Source organism: Pseudoalteromonas sp. DSM 26666 (genome assembly GCF_900116475.1).
Lineage (GTDB): Bacteria > Pseudomonadota > Gammaproteobacteria > Enterobacterales > Alteromonadaceae > Pseudoalteromonas > Pseudoalteromonas tetraodonis.
In genome coordinates this window covers 42590-60739 of sequence record NZ_FPAR01000011.1, presented here as the reverse complement: position 1 = coordinate 60739, position 18150 = coordinate 42590, and the positions used below count along the sequence as shown (strand labels likewise).

The following is an 18150-nucleotide window of genomic DNA, read 5'->3' as shown; positions in this document are numbered from 1 at the left end:
TGAAAAACTTAATAATAAAAAACTAATTAAGTGCTTAGATTGTTACTGAACATTTCAAACCCATTGGTGGCTATTTTATCTCGACAAGCTGCCTTTATTTTAATACCGTGCCACACATGAAAATTAAACAAGAACACGGCGTGAAAACAAACTTAATTACTCGCGAAGGTTATTTACAACTTCAGCAAGAACATGACCATCTTTGGAATGTAAAACGCCCAGAAGTCACTAAAATTGTGAGTTGGGCTGCAAGCCTTGGTGATCGCTCTGAAAATGCAGACTATCAGTATAACAAGCGTCTATTACGCCAAATAGACCGCCGAGTGCGCTATCTACGTAAGCGCATCCCCGATTTAAAAATTGTTGATTACTCACCCGTGCAAGACGGCAAAGTTTTTTTTGGTGCTTGGGTTGAAATAGAAAACGAGGCTGGGGAGTGTAAAAAGTTTAGAATTGTCGGTCCCGATGAAATTTATGATCGTAACGATTACATTTCTATTGACTCACCGATGGCGCGAGCACTATTAAAAAAACAAGTAGACGATGATTTTGAGGTCATGACCCCTCAAGGTGCTAAGCAATGGTATGTAAATAATATTTCCTACCAAAAATAAAACGGCTTAGTTTTGATTCAGATCATATTAACTTTTTATTGTTTATATTATCTGAGTAAGCTATAACTAAAGTAACTCAAGTTATGATGTATTAATTTGAGAGTAGTTAATTAAGGTCGTCACTATGTCAAACATTACAGCGCGCATATTACAACATGCCCTATTGTTTACACTCTTTATGAGTGTAAGTTTGACATTGCATGCAACACCCAAAAATACGCAAATTGATGCTGGTTTTACACCTGCAGAATTTATTGTTTGCGACTCTCCTGACCAAGCAAACCTCGACACCGATATAGATTCTCATGTCGGTGTTATTGCGCTTAGAGAAATTCAACCACTTCCTTTAGCGTTTTACTTTCATTATGAAAGCAGCCTTTTAGTCACACCCTACAGCCATGCACACCCGCGAGCGCCACCCATTATTTAGTTTAATAACTTGCTTTTAAACATTATTAAATTTTATAACTAATTAGGTGGATATTATGTCTAACTTCAAAGAACTCCGTACCCAAGATATTTCGCATGGCACTATTGCGAATACATTTACTAATGAAACTGTCATTGATTTAACTTCACCTGCTACACAAGTGGTGACTAGTTTTACTGATACAAGCCCGATGCGTGCATCGTTTGATACAACAATTGAACAAGCGTCAAAACAGTTAACGACTCAACGCTCTGATTTTATTTTGGTAACTGATGAGCAGCAAAAGCTAGTAGGTATAGTGGCGAGTGCTGATTTACAAAGCTCAAAAATCATGATTTTAGCACAGCGTTTAGGCTTGCCTCGTAGTGAAATTAGCTTGCGCTATTTAATGACACCGCTAAGTAATTTAATGGGTGTAAGTATGAAAAGCTTAAGCTACTCATGCATTGGTGATGCACTGCAAACTATGGAACATCATGGCGCTATGTTTTTATTAGTCACTGCGGCTAATAATGAAATAAGTGGTTTAATTTCAGCACGCGATATAGCACGTAAGCTGCAAATTCCTGTTCATATTAGTCCAATAGCGCACACATTTAGTGAAGTACTCGAAAGTATAGAGCACCCTCACTAAATCAGCTTTTTATTAGTATAGTTCCAACCCCAGTAATGGCATCTTAAAGCAAGTAAAATAGCTTGCTTTAAGAGCTTTTTATTACCCTCCCCTGTGATATTATTCAAGACATTGACGCATCAGTTAACTTCTTAGCTGGTCTTATTTTTTGTATTAAAAGGTTTTTGCATGAGCGATATCTCTGCACGTTTAGCAACTGAGCTAAATGCACAGCAGCAACAAGTGGTTGCAGCAACAAAGTTACTTGATGAAGGCGCAACCGTCCCCTTTATTGCCCGTTACAGAAAAGAAGTGACCGGTGGATTAGATGACACCCAACTACGCCTTCTAGAACAACGTTTGTCTTATTTACGTGAACTTGAAGAACGTCGTGGCTTTATTCTATCGACGATAGAATCTCAAAATAAGCTTACCGGGGAATTAGCAGCTGATATAAAAGCAGCGCAAAGTAAAACCGAGCTTGAAGATTTATACTTGCCTTATAAGGCAAAGCGTCGCACTAAAGGTCAAATCGCTATTGAGGCCGGTTTAGAACCTCTTGCTAATGCGTTATTTAACGACCCAATGCTCGACCCAGAAGCTGAAGCCGCTCACTATATTAATGCCGATAAAGCCATTATTGATACAAAAGCAGCCCTTGATGGTGCCAAATTTATTCTAATGGAGCGTTTTGCTGAAGACGCTAAATTACTCGCTAAGTTTAGAAGCCATATTAGTCAAAATGGGGCGATTGAGAGTAAGTTAATTGATGGGCAAGAACAAGCAGGTGCTAAATACAGAGACTACTTTGAGCATCAAGAGCCGTTAAAAAAAGTGCCCTCGCACCGTGCGTTAGCCATGCTAAGAGCACGTAATGAAGGCATTTTACAGTTAACGATTAATCCTGAGCCAAGTGCTGAAAATCCAGCCCAGTTATGTGCCCAAATGATCAGTGATCATTACCGCCTAGATATTAAAAACAAACCTGCTAGTGCATGGTTATTAACTGTGGTGCAGTGGGCATGGAAAATTAAGCTTGGGCTACACTTAGAAAACGAGTTTTTAGCCGCAATGCGTGAAAAAGCCGAAACCGGTGCCATTGACGTATTTGCTAAAAATTTAAAAGATTTATTAATGGCAGCGCCTGCAGGCCCTCGCACGACACTTGGTTTAGATCCTGGCTTGCGTACTGGTTGTAAAATTGCGGTAGTCGATAGCACAGGAAAACTGCTCGCTACACAAACAATCTTCCCACATGCACCGCAAAATCATTGGGATAAATCACTGCGTACGCTCGAGCAATTATGTCGCCAACATAAAGTTGAGCTTATTGCGATTGGTAACGGCACTGCTTCTCGCGAATCAGATAAACTGGTTGGCGAACTTATCAAAGCCAATGCCGAGCTTAAACTGAATAAAATTATGGTCAGTGAAGCCGGCGCTTCGGTGTATTCTGCGTCTGAATTTGCCGCTAATGAGTTCCCAGATTTAGATGTATCTTTACGCGGTGCAGTATCTATTGCACGTCGCCTACAAGATCCATTAGCTGAACTAGTTAAAATAGAGCCTAAGTCTATCGGTGTAGGCCAATATCAACACGATGTATCACAAAGCCAACTTGGGCAAAGCCTAATTTCTGTAGTAGAAGACTGTGTAAACAGTGTGGGGGTTGATTTAAATATGGCCTCAGTGCCTTTGCTTGCACGTGTTTCTGGCTTAAACAAAACGTTGGCTCAAAACATTGTAAACTACCGTGACACGAATGGGTCATTTACAAAACGTAGTCAGTTGAAAAAAGTAGAACGCTTAGGGCCAAAAGCATTCGAACAAGCGGCCGGGTTTTTACGAATTAATAATGGCAGCGATCCGCTAGATAACTCATCAGTTCACCCTGAAGCATACCCAATCGTTAAGCGTATTTGTGAACATAATCAGGTAGACGTAAATAACTTAATTGGTAACAGTGAATTTTTAAGTAAACTCGCTGCAAACGACTATATTGACGATAGATTTGGCTTACCAACCGTGACTGACATCATTAGCGAGCTTGATAAACCAGGTCGCGATCCACGTCCTGAATTCAAAACCGCGGAGTTTAAAGCCGGTGTTGAAAAAATTAGTGACCTTAAGCCTGGTATGATTTTAGAAGGTGTGGTTTCTAACGTTGCTAATTTTGGTGCATTTGTTGATGTGGGTGTTCATCAAGATGGACTCGTGCATATTTCAGCTATTACTAACAAGTTTATTTCAGACCCACGCGAAGTGGTTAAAGCAGGTGACATTGTTAAAGTAAAAGTGGTTGAAGTCGATGCTGCCCGTAAACGCATTAGTTTTACTATGCGCCTAGATGACGACATAGACACCAGCAATAAAGCAGCTGCTGCGGCACAGCAAAAGCCTCGCAGCAATAATACCAACCAAGCACGAGCGCCTAAGCCTAAACGCGATACAGGCAATGCGATGATGGGGAATGCCTTTGCTGACGCCTTTGCTAACGCAAAAGTGAAAAAGTAATTTAAACGATATATTTAAAAATAAAAAAACCGCCTAGGCGGTTTTTTTTATGCATTTTAAATAAGCTAAATTTGCGCTGAAAATTCGCTCTGAATCGCGGGTGATGTCGCCAGTTGATAAAAGCTAGCAATGCGTCCTGCACGCGCTTCAACTTCAATATCACGCGATTGTTCTTCGCTTTTAGCGGTTTTTACTTCTGAACTTTCACTATTAGAAAACGACGCACTGACTCTACTTTTATCTTCGCTGCTGTCTTCGTCATCAGCTGAAGCTAACTCAGCTTGTGCGGCAGCCATTTTCTGTGTGGCGTCTGCCGCAATCGCTCTGTCGGCACCTGAGGGTTCTGCTGGTGCTAGTGCAGCAGCACGTACCGTTTGCATTTTATCGATGGTTGCTTGCGGATCGCCATTGATAATCCCAACATCAATCGGTACTTCACCACCTACGGCATAATTAGTGCCATCGGGGCCTCTTTGGTATTCGTAACTGGGTGAACCGGCATATTGTCCACCAACAGCGGCATGCGCTTGCTCGTGGGTTCGCACTTCGGTATCGCGAGCTTTTAGCTCTTTAATTTGTTGCTGTTCTTGCTCAAGTTGAAGCTCTTCTTGCTCACTAACTTCTTCGGCAGCTTGCTGTTTTTCTTGCTCGGCATCATCTTGATCACTATCAGCATTGTCTTCGCGTTGTTCAATAGTTTTGTTGTCTGCAATTTTGCCGCTTGCAGTATAAGTTGAACTATCGCTGTTACCAGGTAGTTTGGCTTTTTCTGCATCACTTTGAGCTTTGTTTTCAGTACTACTGGCGGTGTTTGCAGCGGCTGGGGGAATGACTTCACGTAACTGATTGTCACGCCGAGCAGTCTCCGTATAAACATTTGCAGTGTTTATATTGATAGACGGAAACGGCGTGACGATATTCATGAGGAATTACACTTTAATATCAACTAAAGTGCCTAGTACATCATCTGCAGTTTGAATTGATTGCGTGTTAGCCTTGGCATTAAACTCTTCAACTTTTAAGTTTACTAATGCATCATCAATTCGTGCAGGTTGAGATACCGGCGCGGTTACGGCTTCTTCAGGGCGAGCAGCCGTTAATTGACGTTGCTGCGCTAATTGAGAATCATCTTGCTGCTCTATGCTGGCACGGTTAATCTCAGCGCTGGCCTTTTCAATACCTTGGCTGGCTCTATTAAACCCTTCAACACCGCTATTAAATACAGATCCAATCGGCATAATAATAAACCTCCACCAAATAAATATTGTTTAATTATCGCTCAAAAATCACGCAAAATAAAGCTTTAAACCGCTGTATTCATGGCTTTGCTTCAAAGCATTGATTTAACGGCAGATAAAAATTCGTTTTTATGAGAAATAAATGGCGCATGGGATGCTTTGTCTAACACTTCGTACTCAAAGTCAGAATTAAGTGCGACCATTTTTTCAATTGCTCGATAAGGAACGAGAGAGTCTAAACGCCCAAAAATTCCACTAATCGCGACGGGACAGTGAGAAAATAATTCACGTAAGTCTTCACTTTGCAGTATATCTAACCCCGCACTTAATGCTTGATTACTCGGCGGCGGTGACTGACTCAATAGTTGTTTTAGCTGTTTTACATCATCTCGCGCCGACTCACTGCCCATCGCTTGAATCGCCAAAAAGCGCTCTATCGTTTTTGAACGCTCTTGCAATAGCTGTTCTTTAAACTGTGTGAGCACTTTAGGTTTAATACCTTCCCAGGGCAATTGCTCTACAAAAAAAGGAGTGGAGGCAACTAAAATAACTTTTGACACTTTTTCTGGCCAATGTTTGGCAATATAAATGGCAAACAAACCGCCTAAAGACCATCCCATCAAAACAGATTTTGGTTTTAATTGCTGACTCACCAACTGAGCTGCATCATGCAAAGTATACGGATCCAAAGAGACATCATGACCACCGTAACCAGGTAAGTCTAAACAACGTACTTTATCAGAATATAAAAATTCTAATTCTGGTTTTATTAACTGCCACACGCCTTGGTTCATTCCCCAACCATGCAACAACACACATTCATTTTGCATATTTGCCTAACCTTAACCAAACTTAAATCTATGATAGCGTTTTAGGGGGAGTTTGTAATGAGGAGAATCAGCGAATGAAACTTAGCCTAACTGATTGGCTGTTTCCCTCGTATTGCGTGTTGTGTCAGAATCAGATACACAGCTCAATGGGACTATGTCAGTTTTGTTTAGATGACCTGCCTTTGCTAGATTTGGCTGAGTATGACAATTTATTTTACCGCCCAGATATTGTAGAAATGTTTCCTAACTGCAGCTTTGAGAAACTATTTGCCTGTGCTTTTTATCAACCCCCTTTTGATTTATGGCTAAAACAACTCAAATTTAATAATCAAATTCATTACAAAAAAGCACTGCAGCAAGTCATCAAAAAACAACTTACTATTTTTACTAATAAACAGCATTTAGCTGCTGCTGTATTTATTATTTTACCTTTGCACAAGTCGCGTTTTTTTAGTCGAGGATTTAATCAGGTTACCCAAGTATGGCAGCCTTGTTTGTCATCCTTTAAGGTCTTGAATAATGTTTTAATACGCAATAAAAACACCTCGGCACAGTCACAACTGAGCAAAACAAAGCGGATAAAAAATTTACAGCAGGCTTTTTCATGTACTGCCAATTTAGAGGGTAAAACGGTGGTCATTATTGATGATATTATGACCACAGGTGCAACACTCAATGCAGCCACCTTGTCGCTAAAAGAAGCGGGCGCTAAACAAGTCTGGGCATTTACGACCTGTTTAACGCCACTTTAGATTTAGTTACCACTGACACGAAAGGTATGACCGAAAAATAAAGCGTTACTTAATAATCGGCTGGTGCCATACCAGTAACCTCTAAATACAGGGTTGTCTGTCATCGCAATCACACTACCTCGACCATAAGAGTGAGCCATTAGCGCAGCACCGCCGGCCACTTGCTCTACATTAACTGCATCAGTAAAACCAGCAAGTAACGGCTGTTGTGTATAGGTGAGTATATTTACAAACGGCGCTTGAGAGGCTTCAAGTAACCAGGTACTGTTTTTAAATACTGGCAGTGTGTCACGCTTAAATGAAAACGTCAGTGGGTGCGTTGTATCTACATCAGTATTAAATATAGCGCCTGCAATACGCTGGCGACCCGCTAGATGGTCTTTGTCTGCATATTTTAAACCTTGAGTATCAAATGCGCTTGCAACATCTTTACGTGATAAGTAGTTTGCTTTTAATAACTGCTGATCAGCTAAGAACTTTGCCCCGCCTTTATGACCCCAAATAACGCCGCCTTTTCTCACCCAGCTTTTAATTGCCACTTTGTCGGTATCAGATAACGTCGAATAATCGCCATGCGCCAAAACAATATGGCTGTAATTACTGAGATCTAAAGACGCTAAACGATTCATTTCAACAATGGTTGGCGCTACGCCTACAAAGCGATCTAGGTAATACCACACTTCACCTGCTTCATATTGGCTAACCCCTTTACCGCCAACTAATAACACCTTAGGCGCAGAAACAACCGCCATAGAGCGCGAGCCTAAGTCGGCACCTTTACTGGTTAAGCCTGTGGTAATTGGCTTAATTTCAATATCAAATTGGCTTTGTGCTTGATTTAGCTTTGCCACCCAATCAGTCTCTGTTTGCAGTCCTGCAGGGATAATAATACTGCCAGCATCAAAATTTATCTCATTACTCGTTAATGTTGCGGTTAATGGTTTTAATGCAACACGTGCTTTAATACCTTGCTGTAACAGACTATTGAGCATTTTTGGGGCAAGCATGTCGTCCCAAGCAAATCCGTAGGCATAGTTTTTAGTTAGCGGCGTTAAAACAGGCTGTTTTGCTTTTTGCCAAGCCGTAGTATCAACCTCTAATCCCCAGCGGCTGTTTACTTTAGCAAATGGTAAATTAAACGCATGCGCTAATGTCCAACCTGATACATCGTAAAAAGTGTTATCGGCAAAGTTTTGCTGTTCACTAAAAATAGCTTTAACTAATCGGTATTGTGGTTGCGCAAGCGGCACAAAATAGCTATTAGCGGTAAAGTTTTTACCTTCAGCTTTTAGTCCCTCTTTAACTGGATAAGCATTAATTTGGTGCTGTTTAAGTATGCTTAAAAAATCGTTAGTACGTGTTTTGTCTTCCCCACCTTGAACAATATAACCTTGATAGTCTTCATCTTTGGCAAGCTCAACCGCTTTGTTATAAAAGTTAGCCTGATACTCAAGTAAAGCTTGGCGGTTATCAATCGCCGCTTTAAACGTTGATAAGCTCGTTAAAAGTTGGTTTTTAATCGTAAACGCAAAAGTTAGCGGGCCATTGATCGTTTCTTGAATATGGCCACGAGAACTTGCTTGTTCAAATAAAATACCGACACCACCATTTACATCAGGGTAAGTTGAACCTTTGCCATAATAAAAGTCATCAAAGCTTTCTTCTGTAAAATACAGTGCGTTGTTTTCATCTAAAGTTTTTGCATGATAATTTGCAATTGCTTTTGTTAAGCTAACATTTTCTTCAGGGGTAATGGGGTGTTTACGACTTGGGATCCCTGGTTGAAAAAAGTAGCTACTGTTTGGTCCCATTTCATGAAAGTCAGTTAAAATATTAGGTTTCCAATAATGAAACTTGGCTATACGCGCTCGCGACTCAGGGTGCTGCAGTAAAAGCCAATCACGATTTAAATCAAACCAGTAATGATTGGTACGGCTACTTGGCCAGTTCTCTACATGCTCACGCGTTTGCGGATCTGACGATAAGTTCATTCCACGATTACTATTAGCCCAATTAGCAAAACGTGCTAAGCCGTCTGGGTTAAGCGACGGGTCGAGTAAAATCACCGTGTTGTTAAGTAGCTCATTTATTTCATCACCTTGCGCGGCTGCTAAATAATAAGCCACTAGCAAGGCAGCATTACTCCCTGACGATTCGTTACCATGAACGCTATAACCCATCCACACAACGCTTGGCTGCTCTGCTAATTTATTGTTTGAGTTATTTAGGCGAGCTAAGTGTGCTTGGCGAGTTTGTTTTATATTTTTTAGTTTGTTAGCTGCGGTAATAGTGAGCATAACTAGTGGGCGCTGCTCGTGGGTACGACCTATTACTTCAAAATTAACTCGATCGCTTTTTTGAGCCAAAATTTCCATATAGCGTACAAGCTGATCATGCCTTACATGCCATTCACCCACTTGATAACCAAGTACTTTTTCAGGTGTTGGAATGCTGGGATCAAATTCAACCTGTTGCTCAAAATAATACGACAGGGGCTTTGCCACACTTGAAAAACTGGCTAGTATCACCACTACTGTTAATATAAACCGCATATAAATCACTCTAAAAATGTTTGTTAATTGCACGCTACCATTGCTTAAAATAGATGCCAACTTTTTACGTTCAACACTAGCCGCAACACGATGAGCGGAGTATGATATGCAGTATCCGAGTAATTTAGTCAAGTATAGACGGTTTTATGATTTCAATTTCCGAAACAGCGCAAGCGCATTTTGCTAAGCTATTAGCAGATCAATCTCAACAAACGAATATTCGTGTGTTTGTTGTTAATCCTGGTACATCACAAGCTGAATGTGGTGTTTCTTATTGTCCAGAAGACGCGGTAGAAGAGAGCGATATTCGCCTAAACTTTAACGGTTTTGACGCTGTTGTTGATGCCGAAAGCGCGCCTTTTTTAGCCGAAGCTGAAATTGATTTTGTTACTGACAAAATGGGCACGCAGCTAACTCTAAAAGCGCCTAATGCTAAAGCACGTAAGCTAGGTGAAGACGCAAGCCTAAATGAACGCGTTCAACACATGTTAGAAACAGAAGTTAACCCACAACTTGCAAATCATGGCGGCCAAGTAAGCTTAGTAGAGATCACCGCTGCTGGTATTGCTGTGCTTCAATTTGGTGGTGGTTGTAATGGTTGCTCTATGATTGATGTCACACTAAAAGAAGGCATTGAAAAAGAAATGATTGCTAAGTTTGATGAGATCACCGGTGTGGCTGACATAACCGATCACGAAGCTGGCGAGCACTCTTATTACTAAGTATTAATCCACTATGCTAAAGCCACTCATTTACCGCTTAGGGAGCGACCCTAAGTTGAGTCTAAAGCGCTTTTTTCGCGGCCTAGCACTGTTTGTGCTGGCCGTGATATTTATCACTTTGGGTTATTACAGTCATTATAGTTTACAAGTCATTGGTATAGTAATTTTAGCGCCGGCATTGTTTTTTGCATTCTGGGGCTACGCGGGTATTTTTGCCAATCGTTTTTCGCAAGTATTGAAAAACATCCCTGCCAAAAATAACGACCCCGATCTGTGGAAATAACGGTTTAATCAAGTAATTGATTATTATTTTTTAGCTGCTGATATTTAATTATAAGTGTTACACCCCGCATTAGCATAAAGCAACTCATTGCCAACCATAAGCCATTATTTTGCCATTCCTTAAATAGCCAAAACACCCCAAAAAAACCTATTGTCGCCGATAACAGCATACTATTTCGCATTGCTTTAGCACGTGTTAAACCAACGAATATACCATCAAACAAAAAACAACTCATCGCTAAAATTGGCAGCACAATTACCCACGGTAAGTAATGAGTAGCTTCTTCAATAACCTCAGGTACATTAGTCAACAGCTTTATAATAGAGCTGCCAAATAATATAAAAAATACACTATACAAAATGCCAAACAACATGCCCCAAAATACGCTTATTTTTACCCATAGCCTTATCTTTTCAACACTTTGTTGACCTTTCGCTTGGCCTACTTTTGCCTCGCTCGCATAAGCAATTCCATCAAGCGCAAAGCTGACCAACATTAAAAAGTTGAGTAGTACCGCATTGGCTGCCAATGTAGTTTCACCTATACGTGCAGCATAAAAGGTCATAAAGCTAAAACATAACTGCAATACTAAAGAGCGAATAAAAATATCGCGATTTAAACTTAATAATCCTGCCATTTTTTCTATGCTAAACCAATTTGCAACCGCTAAACTTATGCCCTGTTTTTTAGCTAGCTGAACCACTAACAGCAAAGCAAAAATTAAAGCCGTGTAATCCGCTATTAATGATGCCCAAGCCGCCCCTGCAACCGCCCAATCAAGATAAACTACAAAATAAATGTCGAGTACAATATTGGTAATATTAGTGACTAACAATAAATAAAATGGCCCTCGCCCATAATGAACGCCGAGCATCCAGCCTAATAATACTAAGTTACATAGCGCTGCTGGGGCGCTAAAAATACGAATACTAAAATACCGATAGGCCTCATTGAGCACATCACTATTGGCAGCAGATAAATACGCAATGGCATGTTTTATAAGGGGGGATAATAAAATCAGAATTAAAGCTACGCTGCTGGCCAATAACAAACTGCGCTTAAGTAAAGCTGCAAGCTGAGTTAAATCATTTTTACCGTAAGCCTGTGCCACCAGCCCAGTGGTGCTCATTCTTAAAAAACCAGCAAGCCAAAATAAAATGGAGATCACGGTAGAACCTAAGGCAATTCCCGCTAAATAATGCGCACTCCCCAGGTGACCAATCACTGCCGTATCAACAATTCCTAACAACGGCACAGTAATATTTGATAATATCATTGGACCGGCTAACAACAACAAGCTTTTATGGTGTGCTTTATTATGTATAAGAAATTGTTTCATTTAGTATTATTGTTCCTGATTTGTGGTTCTTTACGTGCGCAAGCAGCTGTTATTCTACAGTATCATCACGTCAGTGAAACCCTTCCCGCGGTGACCAGTGTAAGCGCCAACACTTTTACTAAACACTTAAATTATTTAAAAGAGCATAACTTTAACGTTATTCCACTAAATGAGCTGATTAGCGCATTAAAACAAGGTAAGGCTTTAGACGATAAAACGCTCGCGATTACTTTTGATGATGGATACAACAATAACTACGAACAAGCTGCGCCTATTCTTGAGAAATTTGGCTATCCGTACACTATTTTTGTAAACCCAAAACTCATTGATGAACAAGCGGGTTATGTGATGGGATGGGATAAGCTCAGAGAGCTGGCAAAAAAAGGCGCCCTTATTGCCAACCATAGTGCCGAGCATAACTATCTGCATAAAAAGCGCGAAAATGAAACACAAAGCCAATGGCGTGAACGCACTAAAAACGACATTCTTAGTTCACAGCAGCGTATTAAAGAAGAAATAGGCCACGATTATAAATACCTTGCCTATCCATACGGAGAGTTTAACAATCAGCTACAAGCTCTCGTTACTGAACTAGGCTTTATTGGCATTGGTCAGCACTCTGGTGCAGTTAATCAACATTCTAATTTTAGCCGTTTACCACGTTTTCCCGCATCTGGTTTTTATAGCAAATTAGATACGTTAATTACCAAGCTCAATTCAACTGCTTTTACTATTAATAAACTAACCTATAAAGATAGTGTAACCACACAAAATCCACCGTCGTTAACTATAAATCTAGAGACTGATGACTTTCATAAAAGCCAATTTGCCTGTTATGTATCAAGCATTGGACAAGCTAATTTAAATTGGTTAAACGATAATACGGTTGAGGTGACCTCGCCAAAGCAGCTTAATAAAGGACGCTCTCGCTTTAACTGCACCGCCCCATCAATAAAAAAAGCAGGCAGTTATTATTGGTTTTCACAGCCTTGGGTGATCAATTAAATTCTATTTTTTAATCACTTGATTTAATAACCGCTGGGTCATTTTATCCAGCGGTACGACCTCATTTGCAGCCCCGAGATCAATAGCAGCCTTGGGCATTCCCCATACCACAGACGAAAACTCATCTTGTGCCAATGTATAAGCCCCTTGTTGTTTTAACGCCAGTAAACCTTTCGCGCCATCACTTCCCATACCGGTTAATAGTGTGGCAACAATATACTTAGCACCAATTTCAAGTAATGAGTTAAACAGTACATCTACTGCGGGCTTATGCCTATTTACAGGTTCACCATCATCAAGCTGACAATATAATGCACTACCTTGTTTGCTAATGCGTAAATGTAGCCCGCCAGGAGCTATATAAGCGCATCCTGCTACCAGCTTATCGCCTTGTTGTGCCTCTTTTACGTTAATGGTACAGGTGCGCTGCATTCGCTCTGCAAATGAGGTACTAAATACAGGAGGAATATGCTGCGTTATTACAATGGGTGGGCAGTTTTTTGGCATGCGTATAAGTACTTCTTTTATCGCCTCCGTGCCTCCGGTTGACGCACCAATCGCAATCACTTTATTTACTAAAAATTCGGCATTAGTGGGGATGGGTTCTGCTACAGCACTATTTTTTTTATAGCCTCGAACCCGTGCACTGGCTGCCACTCTGACTTTTTGCTGAACAATATCAGCATATTGACTCATTTGCTCCTTAACATTAACTGTTGGCTTAGCAATAAAGTCAACTGCACCAATCTCAAGCGCTTCAAGCGTAATGGGTGAACCTTTTTGTGTGAGTGTAGAAATCATCACAACCGGCATAGGACGTAAGCGCATCAGGTTTTTTAAAAAACTAATGCCGTCCATTTTTGGCATTTCAACATCCAACGTTAGTACATCCGGATTATATTTTTTGATCATCTCTCGGGCTTCGTATGGGTCTTGTGCACCCCCTACTACCACAATATCTTTTGCCTGTTGCAGTATCTCTGTTAGCAATTGTCTGATCAGTGCCGAGTCATCAATTATTAATACTTTAATCATAGCCATCCTTAAAACAGCTCTATATCAGTGGCTTTTGTTTGTTGCTCAAGATTATGTAAGTAACGCACTTCACGTTTTTCAATCGTATTATTGTGTAAGTTACGTAGCTTTTTAACTTGTACTTTTCCATTATGAGGATTAAAAAATATTTTTCGTGGCCAAGGCCCGCCCATATCATGCGCCACTAAATTTAGCGCTTCTTCTGCTATATATGCATTGGCAAAACTGATATTGCCAATACCAATATCTGTCATGGCGCTAATTATTTTGCCTCCCCCAAACAGTTTTACTTTTAAGTTTGCCCGGGATGCGCCATTTTTAAGCACTTCATTAATTAAATATTCCATAGCCCAATTACCGTAACGACAACTTAAACTATGCGCTTGCTCAATTCGCTCACCTTTTTGAATTGGTAGCATAAAGTGGTTAATCCCGCCTATGCCTAGCTTATCGTCGTAAACACAGGCAGCAATACACGATCCTAGGACGGTGGTGATTAGCTCATCATTTTTAGAAACATAAAACTCACCTGGTAATACCTTAGCGACCACACGATCTCGCGAGGCGTCCCAATAGCGTTTAATATGCTCAAAACCCGCTAATACTGGCTTAAATTGCGTGTGCATGGGCTACTTTTTGATACATGGTTTTCCCTAAGTTTTTAAATAAAACATGCTCTTTACCCATGGTTTCTGAATGCCCTAAAAATAAATAACCTTGGTCATTAAGAATATCGGCATAACGGTTAAAAAGCTGATCCTTTGTCTCTTTATCAAAGTAAATCACTACATTTCGGCACAAAATTAGGTCAAACGGCCCTTTCATTGGCCAGTCTTGTAATAAGTTTAAACGCTTAAATGAAATACATTGCTGCAGCTTAGGTTTAACCTTATAACTTTGCCCATCTTTACTGGTTAAAAACCAGCGTTTTAGTAAAGCATCATCAAGACCATTTACGTTCGCTGCGGTATAAATACCACTTTGCGCCTTCGCCAGTACATTAGAGTCAAGATCAGTGGCTAATATCTTCACATCCCAATCACTTGGAAAAGCGCCTTGCAGCGTCATTGCTAAACTATAGGGCTCTTCACCGGTAGAGCAGCCTGCAGACCAAATTCGAACGCGCTTAGTCTGTTTATTTGTCTTTAACAGGGTTGGTATTAACTGATCTTTTATAAACTCAAAGTGATGCATTTCACGAAAAAAAGAGGTTAGATTAGTGGTAATGGCATTGATAAATGCATCAAACTCCTGATCTTTATGATTTTTTAAGTAATCGAGGTAGCTTGAAAAGTTTGTTAATTTTCGCTCACGAATTCGTCTTGCCAAGCGTGAGTAGACCATCTCTCGCTTATGCTCTCCTAGTACAATACCGCAGGCGTTATAAACTAAATGAGCCACTTCCTTAAAATCACTATCCGTTAATAAAAACTCTTTCATTATTTGCTCTCATTTAAAAATAAAGCGAGGTTCACGCATACATTGCAGGTGAACCTAACTAAAGTGAGTTTAAAACTCCTCCCACTCTTCAGCCGAGTCTACAAAATTTTCACCTTTGCTTTTATTACTAACGAAGCTATTTTGTTGCTGATGAGATATTTCAGGTGTGCGAATAACAGGCGATACCACTGCCATATCTTGCTGGCCTAATGAGAAAAAGTGCAGTAAACGGCGCATTTCATTGGCTTGTTCCGCCATTGATTCACCTGCAGCCGATGCTTGTTCAACTAATGCCGCATTTTGCTGGGTCATTTCATCCATTTGCGATACAGCTTTATTTACTTGCTCAATACCTGCACTTTGCTCTTCAGAGGCTTGGGTAATATCGGCTATCATTTGTGTTACGCGTTTCACCGATACCACAATCTCTTGTAACGTCACACCTGACTCATTCACAAGCGCGCTACCGTCAGCAACTTTGCCAACACTGTCTCTAATTAGCTCTTTAATTTCTTTCGCTGCCCCTGCCGAGCGCTGCGCTAAGTTACGTACTTCACCTGCAACAACCGCAAAACCTCGGCCTTGCTCACCGGCTCTAGCAGCCTCTACGGCAGCATTAAGTGCAAGCAAATTGGTTTGGAATGCTATTTCGTCTATCACTCCAATGATGTCGGCAATTTTCTTACTCGATTCATTAATCGCAGACATGCTGGTTACCGCTTTATTAACCACTTCTCCACCCTGAATCGCCTTATCACAGGTTTCTTCAGCTAAGTCATTTGCCACTTTAGCATTATCGGCGTTTTGGCGAACCGTACTGGTCATTTCTTCCATGCTAGAGGCTGTTTCCTCTAACGATGACGCTTGCTCTTCTGTGCGCTGGCTTAAATCAGCATTGCCTTGTGAAATTTCTTCAGCTCCACTGGCCACCAAAGTGGCTGATGTATTAATTCGGTTAATAACCTCAGTTAGTTTATCTGCTGTCGCATTTGCATCTGTTTTCAGTTTTTCAAACGAGCCTTGGTATTCTTTTTCAATCCGTTTAGATAAATCACCAGTGGCCATGGCATCGAGCATATTGCCAGTATCAGTTACCGCATCGTCAACCACTTTAACTAAACTATTAAGACCCTGAGCTAAACGTAAGAAAAAGCCATCTTTACCTTGCTCAGCTACTCGTGCATTTAAATCACCTTTGCTTGCTGCGCCGACTAATTGAGCAATTTCTTTTTCAATAGCAACTTCTGCGGTTCTGTCTTCCCACTCAACTACCGTCCCAATACGCTCATTGTCTGTGGTGATTATAGGGTTTGCCACTAAACCAAAGGTTCTGCCGCCCACTTTAATTTCTGTACTGTAAGTATCCGTTAACTTAGCCAACATATTTTGCTGATGGGCTGGATTTTTATGAAATATATCAATACTTTGATTAAGTAAGTTTTTGCTATCAAAGTTAGGTAAGTCAGTGCGTATATCATTTTGCGCAACACTCATCATATTTCTCACTGCGCTATTCATATACACAATGACATTCGAGGCATCAGCAATCATGGTATTGGTTGCCACGGTATCTAATGCTTGGCGAACACGTAAGTTTTCTTGTGCTCTAGCACGTTCAGCATCCGCTTTAGACACCTCATCAGTAATATCTTGCCATTCAACAATAGTACCTAAGCACTTGCCATCTTGATTAGTCCAAGGAGAAGCAATGATGTCAAAAATAAGACCAGCTAAATTCAACGTAGTTTTATAAGGAGCATCTAAGTTTTTTAGTCGCTCTTGCTGATTAGCTAGTTCCTGATGAAACTCATCAACACGGATATCCATTAACCCAGCGACTGAAAAACTAGGTAAAACAGTTTGCAACTCTTTTTCACGTGCTTTAAACATTTTCTTGATGCAGTCATTCACAAAAATAATGTTTAAATTTTTATCAGCAATCATCACACTTGCTTGGCATACTTTTAATGCGTTAGCCAAGTCGGCCGCTTTTTTAGAGGTTTTTTCTAGCTCTTTTTGCGCTGTGATATCGGTGGCGTACTTAATCACTTTAAATGGCTTACCATTCATATCGTAAATAGGATTATAAGAGGCATATATCCAAATTTCCTCGCCTTGTTTACCTATTCTTAAATACTCACCACTGTCATACTCGCCACGCCCAAGTTTATCCCAAAACGCTTGATATTCTTGGCTGTTTGCATATTCAGAAGTAACAAACAATCTATGATGCTGCCCTTGTATTTCATTTGCCTGATAACCAAATGTTTTTAAAAAATTATCATTAGCGCCAATAATGGTTCCATCTAAATTAAACTCAATAACCGCTTGTGACTTACTGATTGCGGTAATTTGGCCTGCAGCTTCAACCGCTTTTAACTTTTGCTCAGTAATGTCTGTTGCAAATTTAACGACTTTAAGTACTTGCCCTTGCGAGTCTATAACAGGATTGTATGTTGCTTGGATCCAGACTTCTTTGCCATTTTTTCCAATACGCTTAAATTCATCTGAAATAAATTCACCCGCGTTCAAACGCTGCCAAAATTGACGATATTCATCACTTTGCGTTTCGCTAGGGCTTACAAATAAAGAATGGTGCTGGCCTTGAATCTCAGCGAGTGAGTAGCCCATTACACGAAGAAAATTAACATTGGCAGTAATGATTCTTCCATTAGGCTCAAATTCAATTATTGCTAATGATTTATGCAATGCATTTATGATCAAATCATTGCTTGATTTAGACTGTTTTGAATTACTAAACCATCCCATGCTTATCACCACCT

17 protein-coding genes are annotated in these 18150 nt (G+C 40.4%); 8 read left to right on the top strand and 9 right to left on the bottom strand.

What is annotated here, in order from left to right; all coding sequences use genetic code 11:
• Window positions 1-140: 140 nt before the first annotated feature.
• The 4 genes from greB (at window position 141) to BM380_RS16110 (ending at window position 4171) form a co-directional block, all read left to right on the top strand.
• Window positions 141-614, top strand: a complete 474-nt coding sequence (gene greB, locus BM380_RS16125; protein ID WP_024602196.1) for a transcription elongation factor GreB — start codon at window positions 141-143, stop codon at window positions 612-614.
• Window positions 615-738: 124 nt separating this feature from the next.
• Window positions 739-1044, top strand: a complete 306-nt coding sequence (locus BM380_RS16120; RefSeq protein WP_090495191.1) for a hypothetical protein — start codon at window positions 739-741, stop codon at window positions 1042-1044.
• Between the two features lie 55 nt (window positions 1045-1099).
• Complete coding sequence (locus BM380_RS16115) at window positions 1100-1678, top strand: CBS domain-containing protein (RefSeq protein WP_064662887.1); 579 nt, start codon at window positions 1100-1102, stop codon at window positions 1676-1678.
• Window positions 1679-1846: 168 nt separating this feature from the next.
• On the top strand, window positions 1847-4171 hold the full coding sequence (locus BM380_RS16110) for a Tex family protein (RefSeq protein ID WP_090495189.1): 2325 nt from the start codon (window positions 1847-1849) through the stop codon (window positions 4169-4171).
• A gap of 65 nt (window positions 4172-4236) precedes the next feature.
• Here the strand turns inward: BM380_RS16110 and BM380_RS16105 are convergent, their stop codons facing one another.
• The 3 genes from BM380_RS16105 to bioH all read right to left on the bottom strand — a co-directional run bounded on the left by BM380_RS16105 (window position 4237) and on the right by bioH (window position 6239).
• On the bottom strand, window positions 4237-5094 hold the full coding sequence (locus BM380_RS16105) for a putative metalloprotease CJM1_0395 family protein (RefSeq protein ID WP_090495188.1): 858 nt from the start codon (window positions 5092-5094) through the stop codon (window positions 4237-4239).
• 6 nt (window positions 5095-5100) lie between these two features.
• Window positions 5101-5409 carry a hypothetical protein gene (locus BM380_RS16100; protein ID WP_008112879.1) on the bottom strand — a complete coding sequence of 103 codons (309 nt, stop codon included), beginning with the start codon at window positions 5407-5409 and terminating at the stop codon, window positions 5101-5103.
• Window positions 5410-5501: 92 nt separating this feature from the next.
• Window positions 5502-6239: a pimeloyl-ACP methyl ester esterase BioH gene (gene bioH / locus BM380_RS16095; protein WP_090495186.1), complete on the bottom strand. Its 738-nt coding sequence runs from the start codon at window positions 6237-6239 to the stop codon at window positions 5502-5504.
• A 74-nt stretch (window positions 6240-6313) separates the two neighbouring features.
• On the opposite strand from bioH, the gene BM380_RS16090 reads away from it, so the two are divergent.
• A complete protein-coding gene (locus BM380_RS16090) occupies window positions 6314-6991 on the top strand; it encodes a ComF family protein (RefSeq protein ID WP_090495185.1) in 678 nt (225 codons plus the stop codon).
• Between the two features lie 2 nt (window positions 6992-6993).
• On the opposite strand, the gene BM380_RS16085 is transcribed toward BM380_RS16090, so the two are convergent.
• The gene (locus BM380_RS16085) at window positions 6994-9543 is read right to left on the bottom strand and encodes a M14 metallopeptidase family protein (RefSeq protein WP_090495219.1); all 2550 of its coding nucleotides are present in this window, start codon (window positions 9541-9543) and stop codon (window positions 6994-6996) included.
• Between the two features lie 146 nt (window positions 9544-9689).
• On the opposite strand from BM380_RS16085, the gene nfuA reads away from it, so the two are divergent.
• Window positions 9690-10265, top strand: a complete 576-nt coding sequence (gene nfuA, locus BM380_RS16080) for a Fe-S biogenesis protein NfuA (protein ID WP_013466120.1) — start codon at window positions 9690-9692, stop codon at window positions 10263-10265.
• A 13-nt stretch (window positions 10266-10278) separates the two neighbouring features.
• A complete protein-coding gene (locus BM380_RS16075; protein ID WP_016900082.1) occupies window positions 10279-10548 on the top strand; it encodes a hypothetical protein in 270 nt (89 codons plus the stop codon).
• 4 nt (window positions 10549-10552) lie between these two features.
• Here BM380_RS16075 and dinF read toward each other — a convergent pair whose 3' ends face one another.
• Complete coding sequence (gene dinF, locus BM380_RS16070) at window positions 10553-11887, bottom strand: MATE family efflux transporter DinF (protein ID WP_139232434.1); 1335 nt, start codon at window positions 11885-11887, stop codon at window positions 10553-10555.
• Here dinF and BM380_RS16065 point away from each other — a divergent pair.
• Window positions 11867-12892 carry a polysaccharide deacetylase family protein gene (locus tag BM380_RS16065; RefSeq protein WP_033102770.1) on the top strand — a complete coding sequence of 342 codons (1026 nt, stop codon included), beginning with the start codon at window positions 11867-11869 and terminating at the stop codon, window positions 12890-12892. The genes dinF and BM380_RS16065 overlap by 21 nt on opposite strands.
• Before the next feature lie 3 nt (window positions 12893-12895).
• Here the strand turns inward: BM380_RS16065 and BM380_RS16060 are convergent, their stop codons facing one another.
• The 4 genes from BM380_RS16060 to BM380_RS16045 form a co-directional block, all read right to left on the bottom strand.
• Window positions 12896-13927 (bottom strand): protein-glutamate methylesterase/protein-glutamine glutaminase, encoded by a 1032-nt coding sequence (locus BM380_RS16060; protein WP_058155345.1) that lies wholly within the window; start codon window positions 13925-13927, stop codon window positions 12896-12898.
• Between the two features lie 8 nt (window positions 13928-13935).
• Window positions 13936-14553 carry a chemoreceptor glutamine deamidase CheD gene (cheD, locus tag BM380_RS16055; RefSeq protein WP_024602188.1) on the bottom strand — a complete coding sequence of 206 codons (618 nt, stop codon included), beginning with the start codon at window positions 14551-14553 and terminating at the stop codon, window positions 13936-13938.
• Entirely contained in the window at window positions 14537-15367 is an 831-nt protein-coding gene (locus BM380_RS16050) for a CheR family methyltransferase (RefSeq protein WP_024602187.1), read from the bottom strand. Before BM380_RS16050 ends, cheD begins: the two co-directional genes overlap by 17 nt.
• A gap of 69 nt (window positions 15368-15436) precedes the next feature.
• Window positions 15437-18136: a methyl-accepting chemotaxis protein gene (locus tag BM380_RS16045; protein ID WP_090495183.1), complete on the bottom strand. Its 2700-nt coding sequence runs from the start codon at window positions 18134-18136 to the stop codon at window positions 15437-15439.
• Between the last annotated feature and the right edge of the window lie 14 nt (window positions 18137-18150).